Below are 17,360 nucleotides of genomic sequence, written 5' to 3'. Positions count from 1 at the left end.
GGAGAAAAGTTTTATGCAACGACATAGTGGATTTTCTTTAATGGAGATTCTTATCGCCCTAGTAATTATTGGCATCTTAGGTTCTCTAGTGGTGGGTAATTTCTTTGGCGAAGTTGAGAAGTCACAGTACTTAAAATTAAAGAGCGATTTCGAGGCCTATGAGTCTGGTTTAATGCGGTATTACAATGACAATGGATTCTATCCGACAACGGAACAAGGTCTTGCCGCATTAGTTGAAAAACCAGAAACCAATCCAGAGCCGAATTCTTACCCTCGTGGGGGATACTTGAAGAAAATTCAAACCGATCCTTGGGGCAACGATTACTTATATTTATCTCCAGCTGAATACGGAGAAGGTGATTTTGAAATTGTTTCACTAGGAAACGATAAGCAAGAAGGCGGTGAAGGAAAAGCTAAAGACGTGTTCAATTGGAATGTCGATGAGCATATCAAAGAGCTAAAGAACCAAGAGCAATAAAGCTATCTATAGCCAGAGTGACTAATGACTAAATCCAACAAAATAATGAAGATTAACGCTCGACTTGATAGTCGAGGCTTTTCATTGTTGGAAATCCTTATAGCTCTGGTTATTGCTGGTGTTTTAGTGTCTGTAGCAGCGTTAAGTTTTGGGGATGATAGAAAGTCTGAGTTAGAAACTAACGCAAAACGATTTTATGCGCTGGTCAAGCAAGCTCAAGATGAAACTTTATTGCGTGGCATTGATATTGGCATTCGAGTCGAAGAGCAGAAGTATTGGTTTTATCTTTTCGATCCAGAAAATGAAAAGTGGCTACCGATAGAAGACGATGAGTTTTTCACAGAGAAAGAAATACCTGAAACTCTTGAAGTGAAATTGCTTGTAGATGGGAGCACATTATTTTCAGAGGACGAAGATGATGTCGATATCTTTGAAAAAGATGTCAATATTTTTGAGGAAGAAGACGAAAAGCCAATTGAACCTCCGCAAATATTTATATTGTCGTCTGGCGAAATGAATGATTTTAAATTTGCCATTGGTTGGGTTGATGATGATCCTCAATATTATTTAGTGACCGGTACTATGCTAGGCGAAGTACAATTATCAGATGCCATGAGCGGCAACTTACGAGAGGAGGTGAAAGAAGATGATTTCCTCAACTTGTAATGCGAATCACAAGCTCAATGCTATAAGAACCAAGGGTTTCACACTATTAGAAGTGCTTATTGCTCTAGCGATTTTGGCGACTGGACTTATGGCACTTAGCTCTTCTCTCTTAAATGGTACTAAAAATCAAACTCGGCAGATTGAAAAAACCTTTGCTCATTATGTTGCAAATAATCAGTTGGGTGAGATGAAGGTTGAAGATGCTTGGCCTGAATTGGGAACAACTCGCGGCAATATAGAGATGCTCAATCGTGAGTGGACCTGGAAGCAAGTGGTATCTAAAACGACGGTTGACTCTTTACGCCGAGTGGATGTTAGCGTCACCATCAAAGATGATGAAGAATACACTTTAGCGACACTGACAGCTTTTGTCGGACGTCCTCCTGAGAAAGATCCTAGGAGGTAAACGTCAATGAAGCAGACAAAAGGATTTAGTTTATTAGAAGTACTGATTGCAGTTGCGGTGACTGCGTTTATAGCGGCATCGGCTTTTTCTATTTTAAGTCAAGCAATCAAAACGAAAGAAAATCAAGAGGCAAATGATGAACGGCTTGCAGAACTTCAGCGAGCCATGACGCGAATTAGTTTAGATATTCAACTACTCGCTGATCGCGCCGTTCGTAATGAGTTTGGCGACCTTTTACCCCCGTTGATGGGAGATAAAAGTGCCGAGGAATCTTTTTTAAGTCTTACTCGTCAGGGAAAACGCAATCCGGCGAATTTGCCAAGAACTGAAATGGAACGAGTCACCTATCGGTTGAAGGAAGGTGACCTTATTCGCGAGCAATGGTTGATGTTAGATATTGCTTCAACGGATCAAATTGTAGAACGCTCATTGATTACAAAAGTTGCCAAGTTTGAAGTTGAATTTTATACTGAAGAGCAATGGATAGACAGTTGGCCGCAAAGTGACCTAGCCAATTATAACCGAAACGATTTAGCGACACTAAAGCCGAAAGCCGTAAAAGTCATTATAGAACTTGAAGACTTTGGGTTGGTTACTCAAGTCTATCCACTAGGCGGTGGCCAGTGAGCGCCTTCCAAAAGAAAGTACCAACGAAGCAGCGAGGCGTTACGCTGCTTCTTGTGATTGTCATTGTCGCCTTGGTCAGTTTGATTTCTGCGCAACTTATTGAGCAAGCTAATTTCAGTGAGAGAAGAACAACCTTGATGCTTGGACGTGACCAAGCGTATCAATTAGCTTTAGGTGGTGAGTCGTTAGCATCGAACTGGCTGGCCTTGGGGTTCGATAGCGATGACGTTGTGCACTTAAATCAACCATGGGCAACCACTCCTTTTGAATTTCCAATAGAGGGAGGGATGATTAAAGGGTCGGTTCGTGATGCGCAGACGTGCTTTAACTTGAATTCGTTAGATACTGCCGCACAGAATAGTGGCGGTGGATCGAAAGATGATTCATCAAGAGATGAGCCTCGAAGCGACGAACGAGAGCTTAATCGAGATCAAAATGCTCAACGCAATACGCCTTCATCGGATCCAAATAATCCGAAAAAGCCAAGAAGCCAAGAGATCTACAGCAACTTAATCAATGAAATTTTAAAACAAGCGGATTTGCAGGGTGTGACCGCTGACTCCTTAGTCGCTCCAGTGGTTGATTGGATCGATCAGGACGATTTACCGACTGGGATCGATGGTGCCGAAGACTTACTCTACACTGGCTTCGAGGTTCCTTACCGTGCCGCCAACTCGCTAATGGCCAGCAAATCAGAACTTCGCATGGTTAAGGGATATTCAGCAGAAGTGTATGCAGCATTAAAAGACTATGTTTGTGTTTTGCCGCGCAACGATGTTAATACGATTAATGTGAATACCTTATTACCTGAGCAAGCGATACTTCTAACGGCAATGGATGATGGCATTGATGCCTCTCTTGCGCAATCCATTATTGCTAATCGTCCAGAAGATGGGTTTGACGATGCCAGTTTTAAAGCGCAATTGCCTGATAACACCAAAATCAACACGGACCGAATCGTGTTTACCAGTAATTATTTTGTCATAAGAATTCAAGTTAACTTAAAAGGCGCAGTGTTTGTTATGCGCAGTTTGGTTGAGAGAACAGGCGGACAAAAAGATAAAGCTGAGTTTCGTGTAGTTACTCGATACTTTGGAGAGTTTTAATGAAAGATAGGTTGTTTATTCAACTACCCGATGAAGCGCGAGATGAGCTTCATTGGGGTGTATGGAACAGTGATGAGAAGCAATGGAAAGAGCGAGGCAGTTTGCTGACTGTTGATCTTATCGCGTTAGCAGAGCAATCTGCTCGATGCGAAACTATCATTGTGGTTCCAGCATCTAAGGTTGCTCGTAAGAAAGTTCATACACCGGCAAAGCAGCTAAAGCAGATTCAACGAGCCGTGCCCTATACTTTGGAAGACCATTTAGCTCACCCAATCGATCAGTTACATTTTGCTTTTGGAAAGCGCGATAAAGAAGGAATGGTAGAAGTCTATTGGGTGACTCATGAACATATGAAGCAATGGCTTGATTGGTTTGACCAAGCGGAGATTAAAGTCGATCAGCTGGTCTGTGAGCTGGCATTAATACATCCTATTGAAGATACGACTGAAATTATTTTAAAAGAGCAGTTTGCGGTTGTCTCTGAAGTTGACGGAAATGTTTGGTCCTGTCAGCGCGACTTGCTGCCTCTTTTGTGGGACAAGCGTCACGCCGATACTAAAAGTGCTGAGGAAGAAAATGTCACCTCGGACGAAGTGACTCGAGTTTTTTATTTTGGTGATCTCGAATCCTATTGGAATGAGAAAGAAGCGATTATCTCGCAAGTTATGACTCAAGAAGATTATTTTGAATCTATTTCACAGCACTTAGAAAAGTCCACAGTTTCATTGTTACAACAAGAATACACTCCCAAGAAGGAATCAAATTTACAATGGCGTAAATACAAGTCGGCCATTTGGGCAGCGTCTTTCGCCTTTATTATTTTTATCGGATTTCAAGGCTCTCGATATTTTGTACTCTCACAAGAAAACCAAGTATTGCGCAATCAAGGTGAACAATATTTTTCTCGAGTGTTTTCGCGACGTCCGCGTGCAGGTGACTTACTCGGTCAAACCGAGCGCTTACTCAATAAGGCAGGTGGTGCAAGCAAAGAAGGTGAGTTTTTAAAATTGCTCAACTCAACGTCAGCGCAAATCTTGTCACTCGAAAAAATCAAACCTACGGCAATCACTTTTGATGGCCGAAAACGAGAATTAAGAGTGGATGTCATCGCGCCAGATTATCAATCGTTAAATACGTTTAAAGATGAATTGATTAAAAGTGGATTGACGGTTGATATGTCTTCGGCCAGTGCTCAAGGGAATGCCTATTCAACTCGATTAATTATTAGGAGCGGTTCATGAACGCATTAAACGAGTGGTATCGACAGCTGTCTGAGCGAGATAAAAAAGTCATTCAAATTGCAGCACCCATTGCTGCTTTAGTGGTTTTGGTTTTCGGTTTAATACTGCCGATTAATGCGGCAGTGTCTGACTTGCAAAAAGAAGTTGATGCCAATAAAAAAGCAGTCGTTATTTTGCAAGCCGAGTCTCCACAGGGGCAAGCTGGACAAGGTAAGAAAAGTTTTAGTTCATTAACTAACTTGGTAACCAATACAAGCCGTCAGTCAAACTTTAAGCTGGATCGTTTTGAAGAAAAAAATGATGGCGAAATCAGTGTTTGGTTCGACTCAATCTCATTCGATAAAATGCTCAGTTGGCTAGCGACATTGGAAAATGAATACGGCGTGACCTCGTCGTATATTTCAATTAGCCAAACCAGTGATGCCGGTATTGTGAGAGCGAATGTTAGACTTATTTCGGAAAACTAATGTTTACTAAATTACGTTTATTTTATTTTTTACTGTTCATCTTTTTTGTGATTTCAACGCTTCCAGCGCGCACCGCGTTGAGCTTTATTCCTAACTCGGTTGGGCTTAAAGCTAATGGTGTCTCAGGCAGCGTTTGGAATGGTAGTGCCGCCAGTTTATTTTTGCGCGGACAAAGTATTAATAATGTTGAGTGGTCAATTAATCCTTTCCATATTTTTACTGGTAAAGTGGGCGGTAGTGTTGTTATTGACGATTCTCGAGCTGAAATTGATGGTTCTTGGAAAGCAGGATTCGACGGCACGCTTTACGCTGACGACTTATTTGTAAAAATGAACGCGGAACACATTGAGGCGTTTTTACCCATGCGTAATGTGAAGTTGCAAGGAAATATATTGGCAGAAATAAATGAGCTAGCCTTTAGTCAAGAGCAAGGGCCTCTCGCATTAGATGCAAAAATTAATTGGAATAACAGTGCAGCGAGTATCGCGGGCCCCATGATTTCTCTAGGTAACTTTTCATTTTTGGCTGAGCAGACAGAGTCAAATCAAACGCGCTTGTTGGCTCTCCCTTCAAAGAATTTAGTTGATCTCAAAGGACAATTGATCGTTAATTGGCCTTCTACTGTTAACGTTGATTTTTCGCTGACTGAAAATGTTCCTGAGCAGCTAAAGAGTACCATTGCGTTTTTAAAGAAAGGTGATGATGGTCGACGAGTATTTCAAGCCGAGCTTCCACTAAGACGTTAGATTCTATGATTAATTGGTCTGAAATTAAAACGGTTCTGTTAGACATGGATGGCACCATTTTGGACTTGTCGTTCGACAATTACTTTTGGTCTCACTACGTACCGCAGGCATATGCCGTAAAGCAAGAAATGAGTTTTAATGAGGCGATGGTTCAATTAAAACCCCAGTTTATCGAATTGCAAGGAACCTTGAACTGGTATTGCCTTGATTATTGGAGCGAAGCATTAGGGTTAGACATAGTTGCGTTGAAAGCAGAAATTTCTGACCGAGTCGCGTTTCGCGAGGGCGCTGTCGATTTTTTGAACTTTTTGAAAGAACAACCCATTGATGTATACCTTGCGACCAATGCTCATCCTAAAGCGTTAGAAATCAAACTGTTAAGTTCTAGTTTTCATCATTATTTCGACGATCTCATCTCATCCCATGAATTTGGTGTTCCTAAAGAACACCAACAATTTTGGCATGCTCTACAGGAGAGGATCGGCTTTGATTGTGAATCGACATTGTTTATTGACGATAGCTTGTCGGTATTGAACTCGGCTAGAGAATTCGGTATTCGTCACTTATTTGGTATTGCGCAGCCAGATAGCCAACAACAAGCGCGAAATATGTTACCCTACCACGCATTAGAGTCATTTGATGAGATTGTTCGCTAATGCCCCCAAAGCCGCCTAAAATTCTGCAAACGAAAGAAGTTGCTCGTACTCGTATATTTCGAGTGGAGGAGCTTCACTTAGAGTTTTCAAATGGCGAGAAACGTATATATGAGCGGCTTAAGGCTGGTGGTTCTGGAGCTGTCTTGGTCATTGCGATTACGGACGACAATCAAGTATTAATGATTAGAGAGTATGCGGCTGGCATAGAGCGCTATGAGTTGGCTTTACCCAAAGGCTTGGTTGAACCCGGTGAATCAATCGTGGATGCCGCTAACCGAGAGCTAAAGGAAGAAGTCGGCTTTGGTGCGCGAGATTTGCAAGTTATAAAAGAAATTTCTTTAGCGCCAGGCTACTTAAGTCATCGCATGTCAATTGTTCTAGCTCGGGGTCTTTATCCAGAAAAGTTAGAAGGGGATGAGCCGGAACCCATTGATGTAATACCTGTGCCGATGAGTGAGATTTCTGCACTTATCAGTCGGGAAGATTTTACTGAAGCAAGAAGTATTTTAGCGTTGCTACTAGTTGAACGACTATTAAATGATCAATAAATGGATATTTGAATGAATTACCAAGAGTACTTAGCACCTGTTTTAGAGATTTCGAAAAAGGCTGGAAACGCTATCTTAGAAATCTATCAGTCAGATGACTTCGGAGCGCGAATTAAATCTGATAACTCGCCCTTAACGGAAGCCGATCTAAAGTCCCATCATGTCATTGTTGATGGATTGAAAGCTTTAACACCAGAGATTCCGGTGTTATCGGAAGAGAGCAAAGGCATCTCCTTTGAGCAGCGCAATCAATGGAATACTTTTTGGTTAGTCGATCCTCTCGATGGAACGAAAGAGTTCATAGCAAGAAATGATGAATTCACAACGAACATAGCTTTAGTTCATAACAACAAAGTTATTCTCGGCGTAATCTATGTGCCCGTTTTAGATACCTATTATTTTGCCAGTAAAGATCATGGCGCTTTTAAACAGGTCGGAACCGATGCCGCTGAAAAAATTTCAGTCCGTACCGTTCCTGTAGTTAATAACGAAAAGCATTACACAATCGTTGCTAGTCGTCGCCATGGGCTCGATAAAGTTCAAGAGCTCTGCAAAAAGATGCCGCATTTTGAGTTAGCAAGTCGTGGAAGTTCGTTAAAAATGTGTTTGGTTGCAGAAGGTCAAGCCGATTTGTATCCTCGTTTAGCGCCAACCTCTGAATGGGATACTGCTGCGGCACAAATTATTGTAGAAGAAGCCGGTGGAGAGTTAATTAAAACTGATTTCTCGGAGTTCCTTTACAATACTAAAGAAGATTTATTAAATCCTCATTTCTACGTGTTAGGCGATGCAAGTGAAAACTGGCGTGAGCTATTAAGCTAATTAGGATTTAGACCCACTTTATAAATTGTTTGTGTAAAGTGGGTTTTAAAAATCAAATCGCTGTTCCAACTGCTCTATTTTGAGTATCAGTTCTCGGTTCAGATCGTCAAAATTAAGACGATCTAAAATACTCCGTAAAACTCGCTTTTCGTCTTCACTCATGGTTGAGTCTCGAAGTGCTATCTTGACTAACACTTCGAGCTCTTCAATATCCAGTTTGCCATCGTCACGAAAAATTGAAATGGCGAATTGTGACATTTCAATGTGATCGCTTTTAGTCATTTACGATTACCGCAGTTCGCTCTAAGTTCACCTGCGATTTGTCCACAAAGCGAAAACTACTGTAACCAATTTGAATTAAATCTCCGTTAATTAACTTATGATGGTCAATTGCGAGGCCGTTGACTTTAGTTGCGTTGGTGCTTTTTAAGTCTTCGAGCATATATTGAACTTGTCCCTCTAAATAAGGATCTTCTTCGCGAATAATTTGTGCATGAAAACTGCTTACAGCGTTGTCTTCGATGGGAACGTCATTTTGAGGTGATCGGCCAATAGTGAGAACGCCTGAGTCGAGGGGAAATTTATTAACGATCACATCGTCAATGATTAAACCTAAATAAGCCATAACGACTCCAATGAATAAAGTTAATCTTGTGCAATTACAATTAAGGATACATTATCGGGCGCACCCGCGCTGAGAGCTTCGTCAAGTAATTGTCGAGTAGACTCTTCGAGAGGGTAACTTTGTAACGTATCGCTCATAAATGCTGCGGTCATGCAGTTACTGAGGCCATCACTGCACAGCAAAAATTTATCACCTGACTGTATGTCGATGGTTAGAATTTGTGGGTTAAGTACCTCTTTCGCGCCCAATGCTTGAGTTAAGACATTTTTGTAGGGAGATTGTTCTGCTTTCTCGTAACTAATTTGCCCATTATCGAGCCAGCTCTGAACCAAAGTATCGTCACGAGTTAACTGCTTGAACTCATCACCTCGTTGGCGGTAACAGCGAGAGTCGCCAATATTGACAATCCAACATTGTCCCTGAAATAAAACAATCGCCACGAGAGTTGTGCCAAGACCAGCATCTTCAGGGTGTGACTTTGCGTGAGCTTTTATTTGTTGATCAACTTGCAAAACGTATTCAGTTAAGGCCGTTCTGGTGGTCAATTCGCTAGGGTAAGCGCCATTCGAAGAAGTAAATAAATGCTCAATTAAATCGAGAAACCTGGTTCGCGCCATACTGCTTGCTACTTCGCCTGCAGCATGACCTCCCATACCATCGGCAATCACTGCGCACAGCCAACCGCGCTCTCGGTCTGTTTGCCAACCGATAGCGTCCTCATTGTTGGGGCGTTTCTTACCTTGATCGGAAACGCCCGTTACCTTCCATGTAAAGGGGGTCATAATGTGTTTTCGATCACCTTTATTAAAGTGGGTTGGTTTTAAAGTCACGTTTCAGCGCATTGACCAAAGCATCCTGCAATTCTTCTACACTTTGATAGCGCTTGTCTTGATCTTTTTGTAACGCTTTGTTGATTATTCTACTCGCACTGGCCGGTAAGTCAGCTCTAATTTTGCGAACTGGCTCATGCTTTTGTGTTGTTATATTGAGTGCCACAGTGGCCAGTGACTCTCCTTTAAAAGGTAACTGGCCAGTCAGCAGCTGATAGAAGGTGACGCCCATGCTAAAAATGTCTGAGCGGCCATCGATGCGCTTGCCCTGAACCTGCTCAGGTGACATATAAAACGGACTCCCGAGTATCGCGCCTGTTCGGGTCTTACTCTTATCGACCAGGTGAGCGATTCCAAAATCAGTAATGATCACTTTGTGTTTATCATCGTCATAGATAATATTAGCAGGCTTAATATCTCTGTGCACAACACCCTGGCTATGCGCATAGGCTAGAGCTGAGGCAATTTGAGTCATTAATTGATAGACCAGCACAACCGGTAATAATTGGTCTTTTTTGATGTGCTTGTCGAGCGGAACTCCAGTCAGTAAATCCATCGCGATAAATGCGAGGTCTTGCTCTTCACCGACATCGTAGACCGTGACAATATTTGGATGATTTAATTTTCCTGCCGTTTCAGCTTCTCTAAAGAACCTTTCTCGCGCCAACTGATGTTCTGAATCTATGTTTTCTTGAGACAGAGCCAAGGTTTTGATGGCCACTTCACGGTTGATGGCCGGATCAATTCCGCGGTAAACCACGCCCATTGCGCCTTTGCCCAAAATACTCTCAATTCGATAACGGCCAAGTGTTGGCGGTTGCAGACCTTCCGTGGGCATAAGCAATGTCTGCTCCATAACAACGGTACCACCAAGCCCTGGGTTGGTTGGTCGAATCGACTCCAGTTGTTGCAGCCGTTGTTGACAGTCTTTGAAATGACGATTTCGTTTAATCAACCAAAGATAAATATCTTTCGCCCGATTGAAGTCGCGTTTTTGTTCGCAGTTTTGCGCAATTTGATAGCTTAACTCCAGAACTTCGTTATTAGGACGAAGTTGTTGTGCTAGCTCGAAAGCTTCTCGCCATTGTTGGTTTTTAACGTGCCATTGCACAGCCTTTTCTCCCCAGCGTTGGCTATGCATCATCAGTTGTCTTAACGGCGCCTGGTGTACTCTCTCTAACAGACCACAGGCCCAACCGATGCAACAGGCGATCGTCGTTTCAAAAAAAGGTGTCAATTGCTGAGTTTGACTGAAGTACGCAATAAAAGTACCGGTTAAAGCGATGGCCGTTAATAGCAAAACAATCAGGCTTAAGCTCAGACGTAAGCGTAACCCGAAGATAAAAAAGAGTAATCCGCTGGCGGTGCCCAGTATCGATAGTTCAAAATAGTGAGAGATGGGGATCAGTGACTGTTGCTGCAGTTCAGGTGCAAGATGATGAGTAAAGCGCAGGTACAAGCCATCGAACAACTGTAATTGCCAATCAAACAGCACCACGGCGGCAGCACTGAAAATAAACAGGGCTAACCACCCGCTAGAGAACAGTGCCAGATTATTTCGGTTAATAGGCTTAGATTGCATTGTTAAAATTATAGGACAAGCCATTGATGGTCGAGACACAGAGCATAACGGATTGCTAAAGGCGACTCAAAGCAATCTGCGGGAATTTTGACAAAAGGAGTTTATTTGGTTAAATCGTCATCTATCTAAGTCTTCGGCAGATGAACTCGTTCACAGTTAATGTATAATCGCCCTCAGACGATCGGTAGTAACCCAATTTAGGAACGTTAACAAATCAATGAATGTTAAGCCCAAGCCAATGATCTTACTTATTCTCGATGGATGGGGATACAGCGAAGATCCTAAAAACAATGCCATTATGGCTGCGCAAACACCAAATTTTGACCGCTTGTGGCAAGAATGTCCGCACACCTTGATTTCAGGGTCGGGTCTAGACGTTGGGCTACCAAGCGGGCAAATGGGCAATTCAGAGGTTGGACACCTAAATTTGGGAGCCGGTCGCGTGGTCTATCAAGACTATACACGTATCACCGCAGCCATTGAGGATGGCAGCTTTTACGATAACGCCACTCTCGTGCGTGCGATTGAGAAAGCGGTCGCAACCGATAACGCCGTTCATATTATGGGTTTGTTGTCACCTGGGGGTGTTCATAGTCATGAAGAGCACATTTTTGCTGCTTTAAAATTAGCAAAATTAAAAGGGGCAAAAAAGGTTTACTTGCATGCGTTTCTCGATGGCCGAGATATGCCGCCGCGTTCAGCAGAAGCGTCAATTAAAGCCGCTGAGCAAGCGATAGCCGAGCTAGGTATTGGCCAGATAGCATCGCTTTCAGGACGCTACTTCGCCATGGATCGTGATCAGCGTTGGGATCGTGTCGAAAAGGCCTATCGGTTAATGACTGAAGGTGAAGCAGAGTTCTCTGCAGCCACCGCTCTAGAAGGCTTACAAATGGCCTACGCTCGTGATGAAAACGATGAGTTTGTTCAGCCGACGGTGATTGGTGAACCCGTCACGATAGCTGACGGTGATAGCGTTATTTTCATGAACTATCGCGCCGATCGAGCCCGTCAAATTACCAGAGCCTTCGTTGATCCATCGTTTAATGGTTTCGAGCGGCCACGAACAATTGCCCTGAATGATTTTGTAATGTTGACTCAATACGCCGCTGATATTCAAACGTCAACGGCGTACCCGCCGCTCAGTCATAAAAATGTTTTGGGGGAGTACCTTCAGACACTTGGCATGAAGCAGTTACGGATTGCAGAAACTGAAAAGTATGCGCATGTGACCTTTTTCTTTAATGGTGGTGTAGAAACTCCCTTTGATGGTGAAGAGCGAAAGCTGATCCCTTCACCGCAAGTGGCAACCTATGACTTGCAACCTGAGATGAACGCGCCCTTGATGGCCGATGAAATGGTCAGTGCTATTAAATCGCAAGAGTATCAAGTGATCATCGGTAACTTTGCTAACCCTGATATGGTCGGACATACGGGTAAGTTTGATGCGACAGTAAAAGCCATCGAAGCGATTGATCGATGTTTAGGAAAAATAATTTCAGCACTCGAAGAGGTCGGAGGCGAATTATTATTAACGGCGGATCATGGAAACGCTGAGAAAATGGCGGATGAAACGACCGGGCAAGCACATACGGCACACACCAGTGGGCCAGTTCCATTCATCTACTTTGGTCGTCCTGCCGAGGTCGTGATTGACGATGGTGTGTTAGCTGACGTTGCGCCGACTTTACTTACGTTAATGGGATTAGAGGTGCCGAAAGAAATGACGGGGCGACCAATTATGCGTGTCCATTCTTAGAGTGAATAACTTTTGAGAAGCATTCGTTGTTTAGTTTTGTGGTTAACGGTTCTGAGCTTTTGCTTCGGGGCTGTGTCGTTGAATTCCGCTGATAAAAGCGCGCAAACTAAGCAACAATTAGAGCAAGTAAAGTCACAAATTAAGAACGTGCAACGACGCCTTTCTTCGCAACGTAAAGAATATGGCAGTGCTGCAAAATCCTTGCGCCAGACTGAGCAAAAAATTAATTCGGCGGCAAAAATTTTACGCGCCACTCGAGCGCAGATCGGTAATGAAAACAGCAAGCTCAAGCGCAATAAACAACAAGAAGTTAAGTTGCAAAAAGACAAAGGCGATCATCAACGGTTGTTAGCGCAACAGTTAAAAAGCGCTTATACCAGTGGACGGCAAGAATACTTAAAGTTGTTACTCAATCAAGAACAGCCAGAGAAGCTAGGTCGAATGCTAACCTATTATGAGTATTTGAACCAAGCTCGGTCACAAAGCATTCAAGCACTTGGCAACACCATCATCGAACTGCGCCAAGTCGAGCAAGATATTCAAAACAGTTTAAAGGAACTTGCCGTACTTGAAGCATCACAAGAACGCGAACAACAGCGATTGCTGTCACTAAAATCACAACGTGAAAAAGAAGTGCGATCATTAGCGGTGAGTATTGCATCTCAAGACAAACGTTTGGCCAGTTTGCGCGAAAATGAAGAAGAATTAGAGTCCATTATTCGCCGTATGGAACAAGCACTGCGAGAGATTATTCAACAGCAAGATCTTGAGGGGCTCGCAAAATACAAAGGCAAACTGACTTGGCCCCTTAAAGGACGTTTGGCGCTCAACTATGGTGAGCGAATCAATCGTGATATTCGCAGCAATGGCATTCGCATCGCCGCTCAAGAAGGCAAAGAAGTCGCGGCGGTTTTTCACGGTAGAGTTGTGTTCAGTGACTGGTTACGCGGATTTGGCTTATTGGTAATCATCGATCATGGCAAGGGTTACATGAGCTTGTACGGAAACAATCAATCGTTGTTCAAAGAAGTGGGCGACTGGGTTGAAGCTGGTGAAATGATTGCGACGGTTGGTCAAAGTGGTGGTCAACCTTCACCCGGTTTATACTTCGAAATCCGCTTTCAAGGCAAAGCCCATAATCCAATGCAGTGGATCCGCGGCTAAATTCTAATTCAATAACTCCCATTCTAATTGCGCTCCGTTAGTAAACTTATCGTTGTTATAACTTTGTGGCACTTGTGAAGCTTAGAGGCCGGATTTTCTAAGCTGCCGGACGATCCATGAACTATAGTTATGCTATGAGATTGACGAAAAGTCTGTAGTAGTCAGCATTGCCGGAGGTATGGGCGTATGTCGAAAATGTTACGAGTAGTGAGCTTAGTGTTGGCCTTTGGGGTATTACCACCCACCATGGCACAAAAAAAATCGTCTGACGCGTCAGTGTCAGGAATTCCGATGGAGCAACTCAAGGCATTCGCAGAAACCTACTGGCAAATTAAGCGCAACTACGTCGATCAAGTGGATGACAAGCAACTTCTCGAAGGTGCTATTAATGGTATGTTGAAGTCGCTCGACTCATATTCTGGGTATTTGAACGAAGAAGACCTGCAAGACTTACAGGTGTCGTCGGAAGGTTTCTATGATGGTTTGGGTGTTGAAGTCGTAGCTGAAAACAAAAGCATTCGTGTGGTGAGCATCATTTCCAATTCTCCGGCGGAGCGAGCTGGCATTCAAAAAGATGACATCATTGTTGCCGTCGATCACAAGCGAGTCGATGAAGAAGGCCCTGAATTAGTGATTGATTCGATGCGCGGGGTCGCCGGTGAGAGTGTTGAGCTGGAAATTTTAGCGCAAGGTAAGGGTGAGCCAGTTATCCATCGTTTAACTCGTGAAACCTTAGAGCTTAAAAGCATCGCCGTAGAGGAAATGGCGGAGGGTGTTTGGCATGTGTCGATTAAGATGTTTCAACGCGACACCGGCTATGAGCTTGAGAAAGAACTGCTCGCAGCGGCTAGAGACAAACCGATCAATGGCATGATTTTAGATTTGCGAAATAATCCTGGTGGTGTGTTGAAAGCGGCGGTTGATGTAGTGGATCTAATGTTGGACAGCGGCATTATCGTGTCAACAGAAGGTCGAACACGGGAAAGCTTTCAAAAATATTTTGCGAATCCCGGCGATGTTTTAGAACAGGTACCATTGGTTGTGCTCATCAACGAAAATAGTGCGTCGGCGTCAGAGATTGTTGCGGGCGCTTTGCAAGATCATAAGCGCGGGGTGATATTGGGCAGTCCTTCGTATGGCAAAGGGGTGGTGCAGTCGATTATGCCACTTCAGCAAAACGCAGCGATTAAACTAACCACCTCTCGATATCTAACACCCACTGGCCGCTCTATACACGGTAAGGGTATTCAGCCAGACATTGCGGTCTCTGCTGAGGATGCCGAGAAGGAAGCTGAAGATCGGGTTTTGACGACGGCACATCGCACCCTGGTCAAAAAGCTGCCGCAAAGTTTAGCTAAGCTGCCTTAAACATCCCATAGTTTGCAATAATTCACAGGTTTTTATAGCCCCAAGGGGTTACACTGTGGCTAAGCGTTATCATTTAGGAGAATGAGATGAACAGGCTGACATGGCTTGCTTTGGGCGGGGGCTTATTCCTTGCTGGGTGTAGCAACAGTAATGACGACACTAGCCCTAATCCCGGTGGTCCTCCAGGTGCAGCGGCTGTTGTATCGGGAACCTTAACCTATGACTTGGTTCCTCATACCAACCAAAATGCACTCGACTATGGCTCAATCGTGCAACAGCCGATTCGTGGCGCGACCGTCCAACTACTTGATAACAACAGTAACGTAATTGACAGTGCTCGTTCGAATAGCAATGGTGAGTATCAGCTGAATACCAACGTCAATGTGGCGGTCCGAGTTCGAGTTCTTGCTGAATTACTACAGTCCAGTACGGCGAGCTGGGATGTCACGGTCGTCGATAACACGAATAACAAAGCGGTCTACGCTGTGCAAGGCGATCTCGTTGTGGTGGACTCAACTGCTCAGACGCGTAACTTAAATGCTGCTTCAGGATGGGGTGGTTCGAGCTATACCAGTACCAGAAGTGCGGCGCCGTTCGCCATTTTAGACAGTGTCTATCAAGCCGTTCAAACCATTGTTGCTGTTGATCCTGATGTCACTTTACCGACTCTAGAGTTAAACTGGAGTGTCAATAACGTGCCTTCGCCGGGAGATGTTGCACAGGGTCAAATTTCGACGTCTTATTATTCGAACGGTAATATCTATATTCTAGGCGCGGCAAACACAGATACTGATGAATATGATGATCATGTTATTGTCCATGAGTGGGGTCACTATTTCGAAGATCGTCTTGCGCGCTCGGACTCCATCGGTGGCTCGCATTCTGGTGGTCAACGAATCGATCCACGGGTTGCGTTTGGAGAAGGTTGGGGCAACGCTTGGTCTGGAATTGCTTTGGCTGATCCCGTCTACCGAGACTCCTATGGCGCTTCTCAAGGCAGTGGTTTTTCAATCAACGTTGAAAGTAACAATAACACCAATCCAGGTTGGTACAGCGAAAGCAGTGTTCAGTCGATTATTTATGATGTTTTTGACAGCACAAATGATGGCCAAGATACCCTCTCTCTAGGGTTTGCACCTATCTATGAGGTGTTAGTGGGCTCTCAGAGAACGACAGATGCCTTTACTTCAATTTTTTCGTTTGCTCGATATTTGAAAGATAACAATGCCGCTGCGGCAGCGCAAATAAGCGCCTTGTTAGACGAGCAGCAAATAGAGGGTGATACCATCGATATTTTCGGTTCGACTGAGACCAATAATGCTGGCAATGCAACCTATGTGTTACCTGTTTACACCGAAATGCAGCCGGGTAGTAGTGTGCAAATTTGTAGTACCAACAGTTTCGGTACTGCGCAAAACTACGAGTACAATGGATTAGGTGCGCGAAGATACATTCGGTTAAATATTGGTGCTAGCGCGGCGTATAATTTTAGTATGGTCTCGACCAATAACTCTGGCGACCCAGACATTTATGTGTTTAATCAAGGACAACAACTTAATTGTGTTCAAACCTCGAATGGTTGCAGCGATGGTGTTGGTAGTGAGACATTCAGCTTAAGTTTGAGCGCCGGAACTTATGTTATTGATGCTCATGATTATTTGAATACCGATAATCAGGCGGGTGGCGGTAACAATTGCTTCAACTTCTCTGTAACTCCAAATTAAGGACGGCGTGAAATGAAAACTTTATTTTATTTAGCGGTTATTTTTTTACATCTCGGAGTGGCGGCAGTTGATGGAAAAACTCAAAACTATCGGTCACCCGGTAAACCTCAAGCGCCGATAGAGTTAGATTATCAGCCTTTCACAAAGCCATTAGTCGCAGGCCAAAGGGCACAGCTTGAGTTGCGCTTTAAAGTTGCTCAAGAAGTTGAGCAACTATCGGTAGAAACCAGTGAAAGGACTGACCAGGCGGTTCTTCAAAAGACTGGCGTGAAACATCTGAAAGTTGCTCAAAATGGCCTTTCTGAAGCAATGTCTGTCGGCATCTCCGTTCCTAAAAACGGAATTTATTATATTAGTGTTATTGCTACAACCGACACAGCCGGTCAGAAACTATCACGCACCTTTGCGATACCAGTGATTGTCGGTAAAGCCGATTGGGATGCTTACTTGAAGCCAGATGGTGAATTGACTAAAGATCACAATGGACGGCGCATCTTAGTGCAACCAGCGCACGAAACGATACAAGACTAGTTGATCAATTTCGAGAA

Annotated in this window: 20 protein-coding genes; 16 read left to right on the top strand and 4 right to left on the bottom strand. The window is 43.8% G+C overall.

The annotated features are described in order from the left end of the window. Nucleotides 1-13 precede the first annotated feature (13 nt). Genes gspG through cysQ form a run of 11 tightly spaced genes read left to right on the top strand, consistent with a single transcriptional unit; the run spans nucleotide 14 to nucleotide 7,763 of the window. Entirely contained in the window at nucleotides 14-478 is a 465-nt protein-coding gene (gene gspG, locus Q9312_RS11290; RefSeq protein ID WP_309200953.1) for a type II secretion system major pseudopilin GspG, read from the top strand. A 24-nt stretch (nucleotides 479-502) separates the two neighbouring features. Beyond that, nucleotides 503-1,144 carry a type II secretion system minor pseudopilin GspH gene (gene gspH / locus Q9312_RS11285; protein WP_309200952.1) on the top strand — a complete coding sequence of 214 codons (642 nt, stop codon included), beginning with the start codon at nucleotides 503-505 and terminating at the stop codon, nucleotides 1,142-1,144. Then, the gene (gene gspI / locus Q9312_RS11280; RefSeq protein WP_309200951.1) at nucleotides 1,125-1,550 is read left to right on the top strand and encodes a type II secretion system minor pseudopilin GspI; all 426 of its coding nucleotides are present in this window, start codon (nucleotides 1,125-1,127) and stop codon (nucleotides 1,548-1,550) included. The genes gspH and gspI overlap by 20 nt, the downstream gene beginning before the upstream one ends. A 6-nt stretch (nucleotides 1,551-1,556) precedes the next feature. Continuing rightward, nucleotides 1,557-2,177 (top strand): type II secretion system minor pseudopilin GspJ, encoded by a 621-nt coding sequence (gspJ, locus tag Q9312_RS11275; RefSeq protein ID WP_309200950.1) that lies wholly within the window; start codon nucleotides 1,557-1,559, stop codon nucleotides 2,175-2,177. Next, nucleotides 2,174-3,283 carry a type II secretion system minor pseudopilin GspK gene (gene gspK, locus Q9312_RS11270; protein ID WP_309200949.1) on the top strand — a complete coding sequence of 370 codons (1,110 nt, stop codon included), beginning with the start codon at nucleotides 2,174-2,176 and terminating at the stop codon, nucleotides 3,281-3,283. The genes gspJ and gspK overlap by 4 nt, the downstream gene beginning before the upstream one ends. Next, on the top strand, nucleotides 3,283-4,524 hold the full coding sequence (gene gspL / locus Q9312_RS11265; protein ID WP_309200948.1) for a type II secretion system protein GspL: 1,242 nt from the start codon (nucleotides 3,283-3,285) through the stop codon (nucleotides 4,522-4,524). The genes gspK and gspL overlap by 1 nt, the downstream gene beginning before the upstream one ends. Beyond that, a complete protein-coding gene (locus Q9312_RS11260) occupies nucleotides 4,521-4,991 on the top strand; it encodes a type II secretion system protein M (RefSeq protein ID WP_309200947.1) in 471 nt (156 codons plus the stop codon). Before gspL ends, Q9312_RS11260 begins: the two co-directional genes overlap by 4 nt. Beyond that, nucleotides 4,991-5,737, top strand: a complete 747-nt coding sequence (locus Q9312_RS11255) for a type II secretion system protein N (RefSeq protein ID WP_309200946.1) — start codon at nucleotides 4,991-4,993, stop codon at nucleotides 5,735-5,737. The genes Q9312_RS11260 and Q9312_RS11255 overlap by 1 nt, the downstream gene beginning before the upstream one ends. A 5-nt stretch (nucleotides 5,738-5,742) precedes the next feature. Continuing rightward, nucleotides 5,743-6,393: a GMP/IMP nucleotidase gene (gene yrfG / locus Q9312_RS11250; RefSeq protein WP_309200945.1), complete on the top strand. Its 651-nt coding sequence runs from the start codon at nucleotides 5,743-5,745 to the stop codon at nucleotides 6,391-6,393. Then, nucleotides 6,393-6,941 carry an ADP compounds hydrolase NudE gene (gene nudE / locus Q9312_RS11245; RefSeq protein WP_309200944.1) on the top strand — a complete coding sequence of 183 codons (549 nt, stop codon included), beginning with the start codon at nucleotides 6,393-6,395 and terminating at the stop codon, nucleotides 6,939-6,941. The genes yrfG and nudE overlap by 1 nt, the downstream gene beginning before the upstream one ends. 12 nt (nucleotides 6,942-6,953) lie before the next feature. After that, nucleotides 6,954-7,763 carry a 3'(2'),5'-bisphosphate nucleotidase CysQ gene (gene cysQ / locus Q9312_RS11240; RefSeq protein ID WP_309200943.1) on the top strand — a complete coding sequence of 270 codons (810 nt, stop codon included), beginning with the start codon at nucleotides 6,954-6,956 and terminating at the stop codon, nucleotides 7,761-7,763. A 45-nt stretch (nucleotides 7,764-7,808) separates the two neighbouring features. Here cysQ and Q9312_RS11235 read toward each other — a convergent pair whose 3' ends face one another. From Q9312_RS11235 to Q9312_RS11220, 4 genes are read right to left on the bottom strand one after another with little or no spacing between them, the layout of a single operon-like run. Continuing rightward, the gene (locus Q9312_RS11235; protein WP_309200942.1) at nucleotides 7,809-8,045 is read right to left on the bottom strand and encodes a hypothetical protein; all 237 of its coding nucleotides are present in this window, start codon (nucleotides 8,043-8,045) and stop codon (nucleotides 7,809-7,811) included. Continuing rightward, nucleotides 8,038-8,388 carry an FHA domain-containing protein gene (locus tag Q9312_RS11230; RefSeq protein ID WP_309200941.1) on the bottom strand — a complete coding sequence of 117 codons (351 nt, stop codon included), beginning with the start codon at nucleotides 8,386-8,388 and terminating at the stop codon, nucleotides 8,038-8,040. Before Q9312_RS11230 ends, Q9312_RS11235 begins: the two co-directional genes overlap by 8 nt. Nucleotides 8,389-8,408: 20 nt before the next feature. Beyond that, nucleotides 8,409-9,170, bottom strand: coding sequence for a PP2C family protein-serine/threonine phosphatase (locus Q9312_RS11225; protein ID WP_309200940.1), 762 nt, complete (start codon nucleotides 9,168-9,170; stop codon nucleotides 8,409-8,411). Between the two features lie 22 nt (nucleotides 9,171-9,192). Beyond that, on the bottom strand, nucleotides 9,193-10,800 hold the full coding sequence (locus Q9312_RS11220; RefSeq protein WP_309200939.1) for a serine/threonine-protein kinase: 1,608 nt from the start codon (nucleotides 10,798-10,800) through the stop codon (nucleotides 9,193-9,195). Between the two features lie 217 nt (nucleotides 10,801-11,017). On the opposite strand from Q9312_RS11220, the gene gpmI reads away from it, so the two are divergent. The 5 genes from gpmI (at nucleotide 11,018) to Q9312_RS11195 (ending at nucleotide 17,343) form a co-directional block, all read left to right on the top strand. Beyond that, entirely contained in the window at nucleotides 11,018-12,556 is a 1,539-nt protein-coding gene (gene gpmI, locus Q9312_RS11215) for a 2,3-bisphosphoglycerate-independent phosphoglycerate mutase (protein ID WP_309200938.1), read from the top strand. Nucleotides 12,557-12,634: 78 nt separating this feature from the next. Beyond that, nucleotides 12,635-13,720 (top strand): murein hydrolase activator EnvC family protein, encoded by a 1,086-nt coding sequence (locus Q9312_RS11210; protein ID WP_309200937.1) that lies wholly within the window; start codon nucleotides 12,635-12,637, stop codon nucleotides 13,718-13,720. A gap of 186 nt (nucleotides 13,721-13,906) precedes the next feature. Continuing rightward, nucleotides 13,907-15,088, top strand: coding sequence for a S41 family peptidase (locus tag Q9312_RS11205; RefSeq protein ID WP_309200936.1), 1,182 nt, complete (start codon nucleotides 13,907-13,909; stop codon nucleotides 15,086-15,088). An 86-nt stretch (nucleotides 15,089-15,174) separates the two neighbouring features. Next, complete coding sequence (locus Q9312_RS11200; RefSeq protein ID WP_309200935.1) at nucleotides 15,175-16,812, top strand: hypothetical protein; 1,638 nt, start codon at nucleotides 15,175-15,177, stop codon at nucleotides 16,810-16,812. 12 nt (nucleotides 16,813-16,824) lie between these two features. Then, the gene (locus Q9312_RS11195) at nucleotides 16,825-17,343 is read left to right on the top strand and encodes a hypothetical protein (RefSeq protein ID WP_309200934.1); all 519 of its coding nucleotides are present in this window, start codon (nucleotides 16,825-16,827) and stop codon (nucleotides 17,341-17,343) included. Nucleotides 17,344-17,360: the final 17 nt, after the last annotated feature.

This window comes from Pleionea litopenaei (assembly GCF_031198435.1).
In the GTDB taxonomy this organism is placed as follows: domain Bacteria; phylum Pseudomonadota; class Gammaproteobacteria; order Enterobacterales; family Kangiellaceae; genus Pleionea; species Pleionea litopenaei.
Note: the sequence above shows the minus strand (reverse complement) of the source record. Positions and strands in the feature narration are given on the sequence as shown.

What these genes read in the sequence shown, in the direction of transcription:
- gspG (WP_309200953.1), top strand. Translation starts at nt 14, where the DNA reads ATGCAACGACATAGTGGATTTTCTTTAATGGAGATTCTTATCGCCCTA.
- gspH (WP_309200952.1), top strand. Translation starts at nt 503, where the DNA reads ATGACTAAATCCAACAAAATAATGAAGATTAACGCTCGACTTGATAGT.
- gspI (WP_309200951.1), top strand. Translation starts at nt 1,125, where the DNA reads ATGATTTCCTCAACTTGTAATGCGAATCACAAGCTCAATGCTATAAGA.
- gspJ (WP_309200950.1), top strand. Translation starts at nt 1,557, where the DNA reads ATGAAGCAGACAAAAGGATTTAGTTTATTAGAAGTACTGATTGCAGTT.
- gspL (WP_309200948.1), top strand. Translation starts at nt 3,283, where the DNA reads ATGAAAGATAGGTTGTTTATTCAACTACCCGATGAAGCGCGAGATGAG.
- Q9312_RS11260 (WP_309200947.1), top strand. Translation starts at nt 4,521, where the DNA reads ATGAACGCATTAAACGAGTGGTATCGACAGCTGTCTGAGCGAGATAAA.
- Q9312_RS11255 (WP_309200946.1), top strand. Translation starts at nt 4,991, where the DNA reads ATGTTTACTAAATTACGTTTATTTTATTTTTTACTGTTCATCTTTTTT.
- yrfG (WP_309200945.1), top strand. Translation starts at nt 5,743, where the DNA reads ATGATTAATTGGTCTGAAATTAAAACGGTTCTGTTAGACATGGATGGC.
- nudE (WP_309200944.1), top strand. Translation starts at nt 6,393, where the DNA reads ATGCCCCCAAAGCCGCCTAAAATTCTGCAAACGAAAGAAGTTGCTCGT.
- cysQ (WP_309200943.1), top strand. Translation starts at nt 6,954, where the DNA reads ATGAATTACCAAGAGTACTTAGCACCTGTTTTAGAGATTTCGAAAAAG.
- Q9312_RS11235 (WP_309200942.1), bottom strand. Translation starts at nt 8,045, where the DNA reads ATGACTAAAAGCGATCACATTGAAATGTCACAATTCGCCATTTCAATT.
- Q9312_RS11230 (WP_309200941.1), bottom strand. Translation starts at nt 8,388, where the DNA reads ATGGCTTATTTAGGTTTAATCATTGACGATGTGATCGTTAATAAATTT.
- Q9312_RS11225 (WP_309200940.1), bottom strand. Translation starts at nt 9,170, where the DNA reads ATGACCCCCTTTACATGGAAGGTAACGGGCGTTTCCGATCAAGGTAAG.
- Q9312_RS11220 (WP_309200939.1), bottom strand. Translation starts at nt 10,800, where the DNA reads ATGCAATCTAAGCCTATTAACCGAAATAATCTGGCACTGTTCTCTAGC.
- gpmI (WP_309200938.1), top strand. Translation starts at nt 11,018, where the DNA reads ATGAATGTTAAGCCCAAGCCAATGATCTTACTTATTCTCGATGGATGG.
- Q9312_RS11205 (WP_309200936.1), top strand. Translation starts at nt 13,907, where the DNA reads ATGTCGAAAATGTTACGAGTAGTGAGCTTAGTGTTGGCCTTTGGGGTA.
- Q9312_RS11200 (WP_309200935.1), top strand. Translation starts at nt 15,175, where the DNA reads ATGAACAGGCTGACATGGCTTGCTTTGGGCGGGGGCTTATTCCTTGCT.
- Q9312_RS11195 (WP_309200934.1), top strand. Translation starts at nt 16,825, where the DNA reads ATGAAAACTTTATTTTATTTAGCGGTTATTTTTTTACATCTCGGAGTG.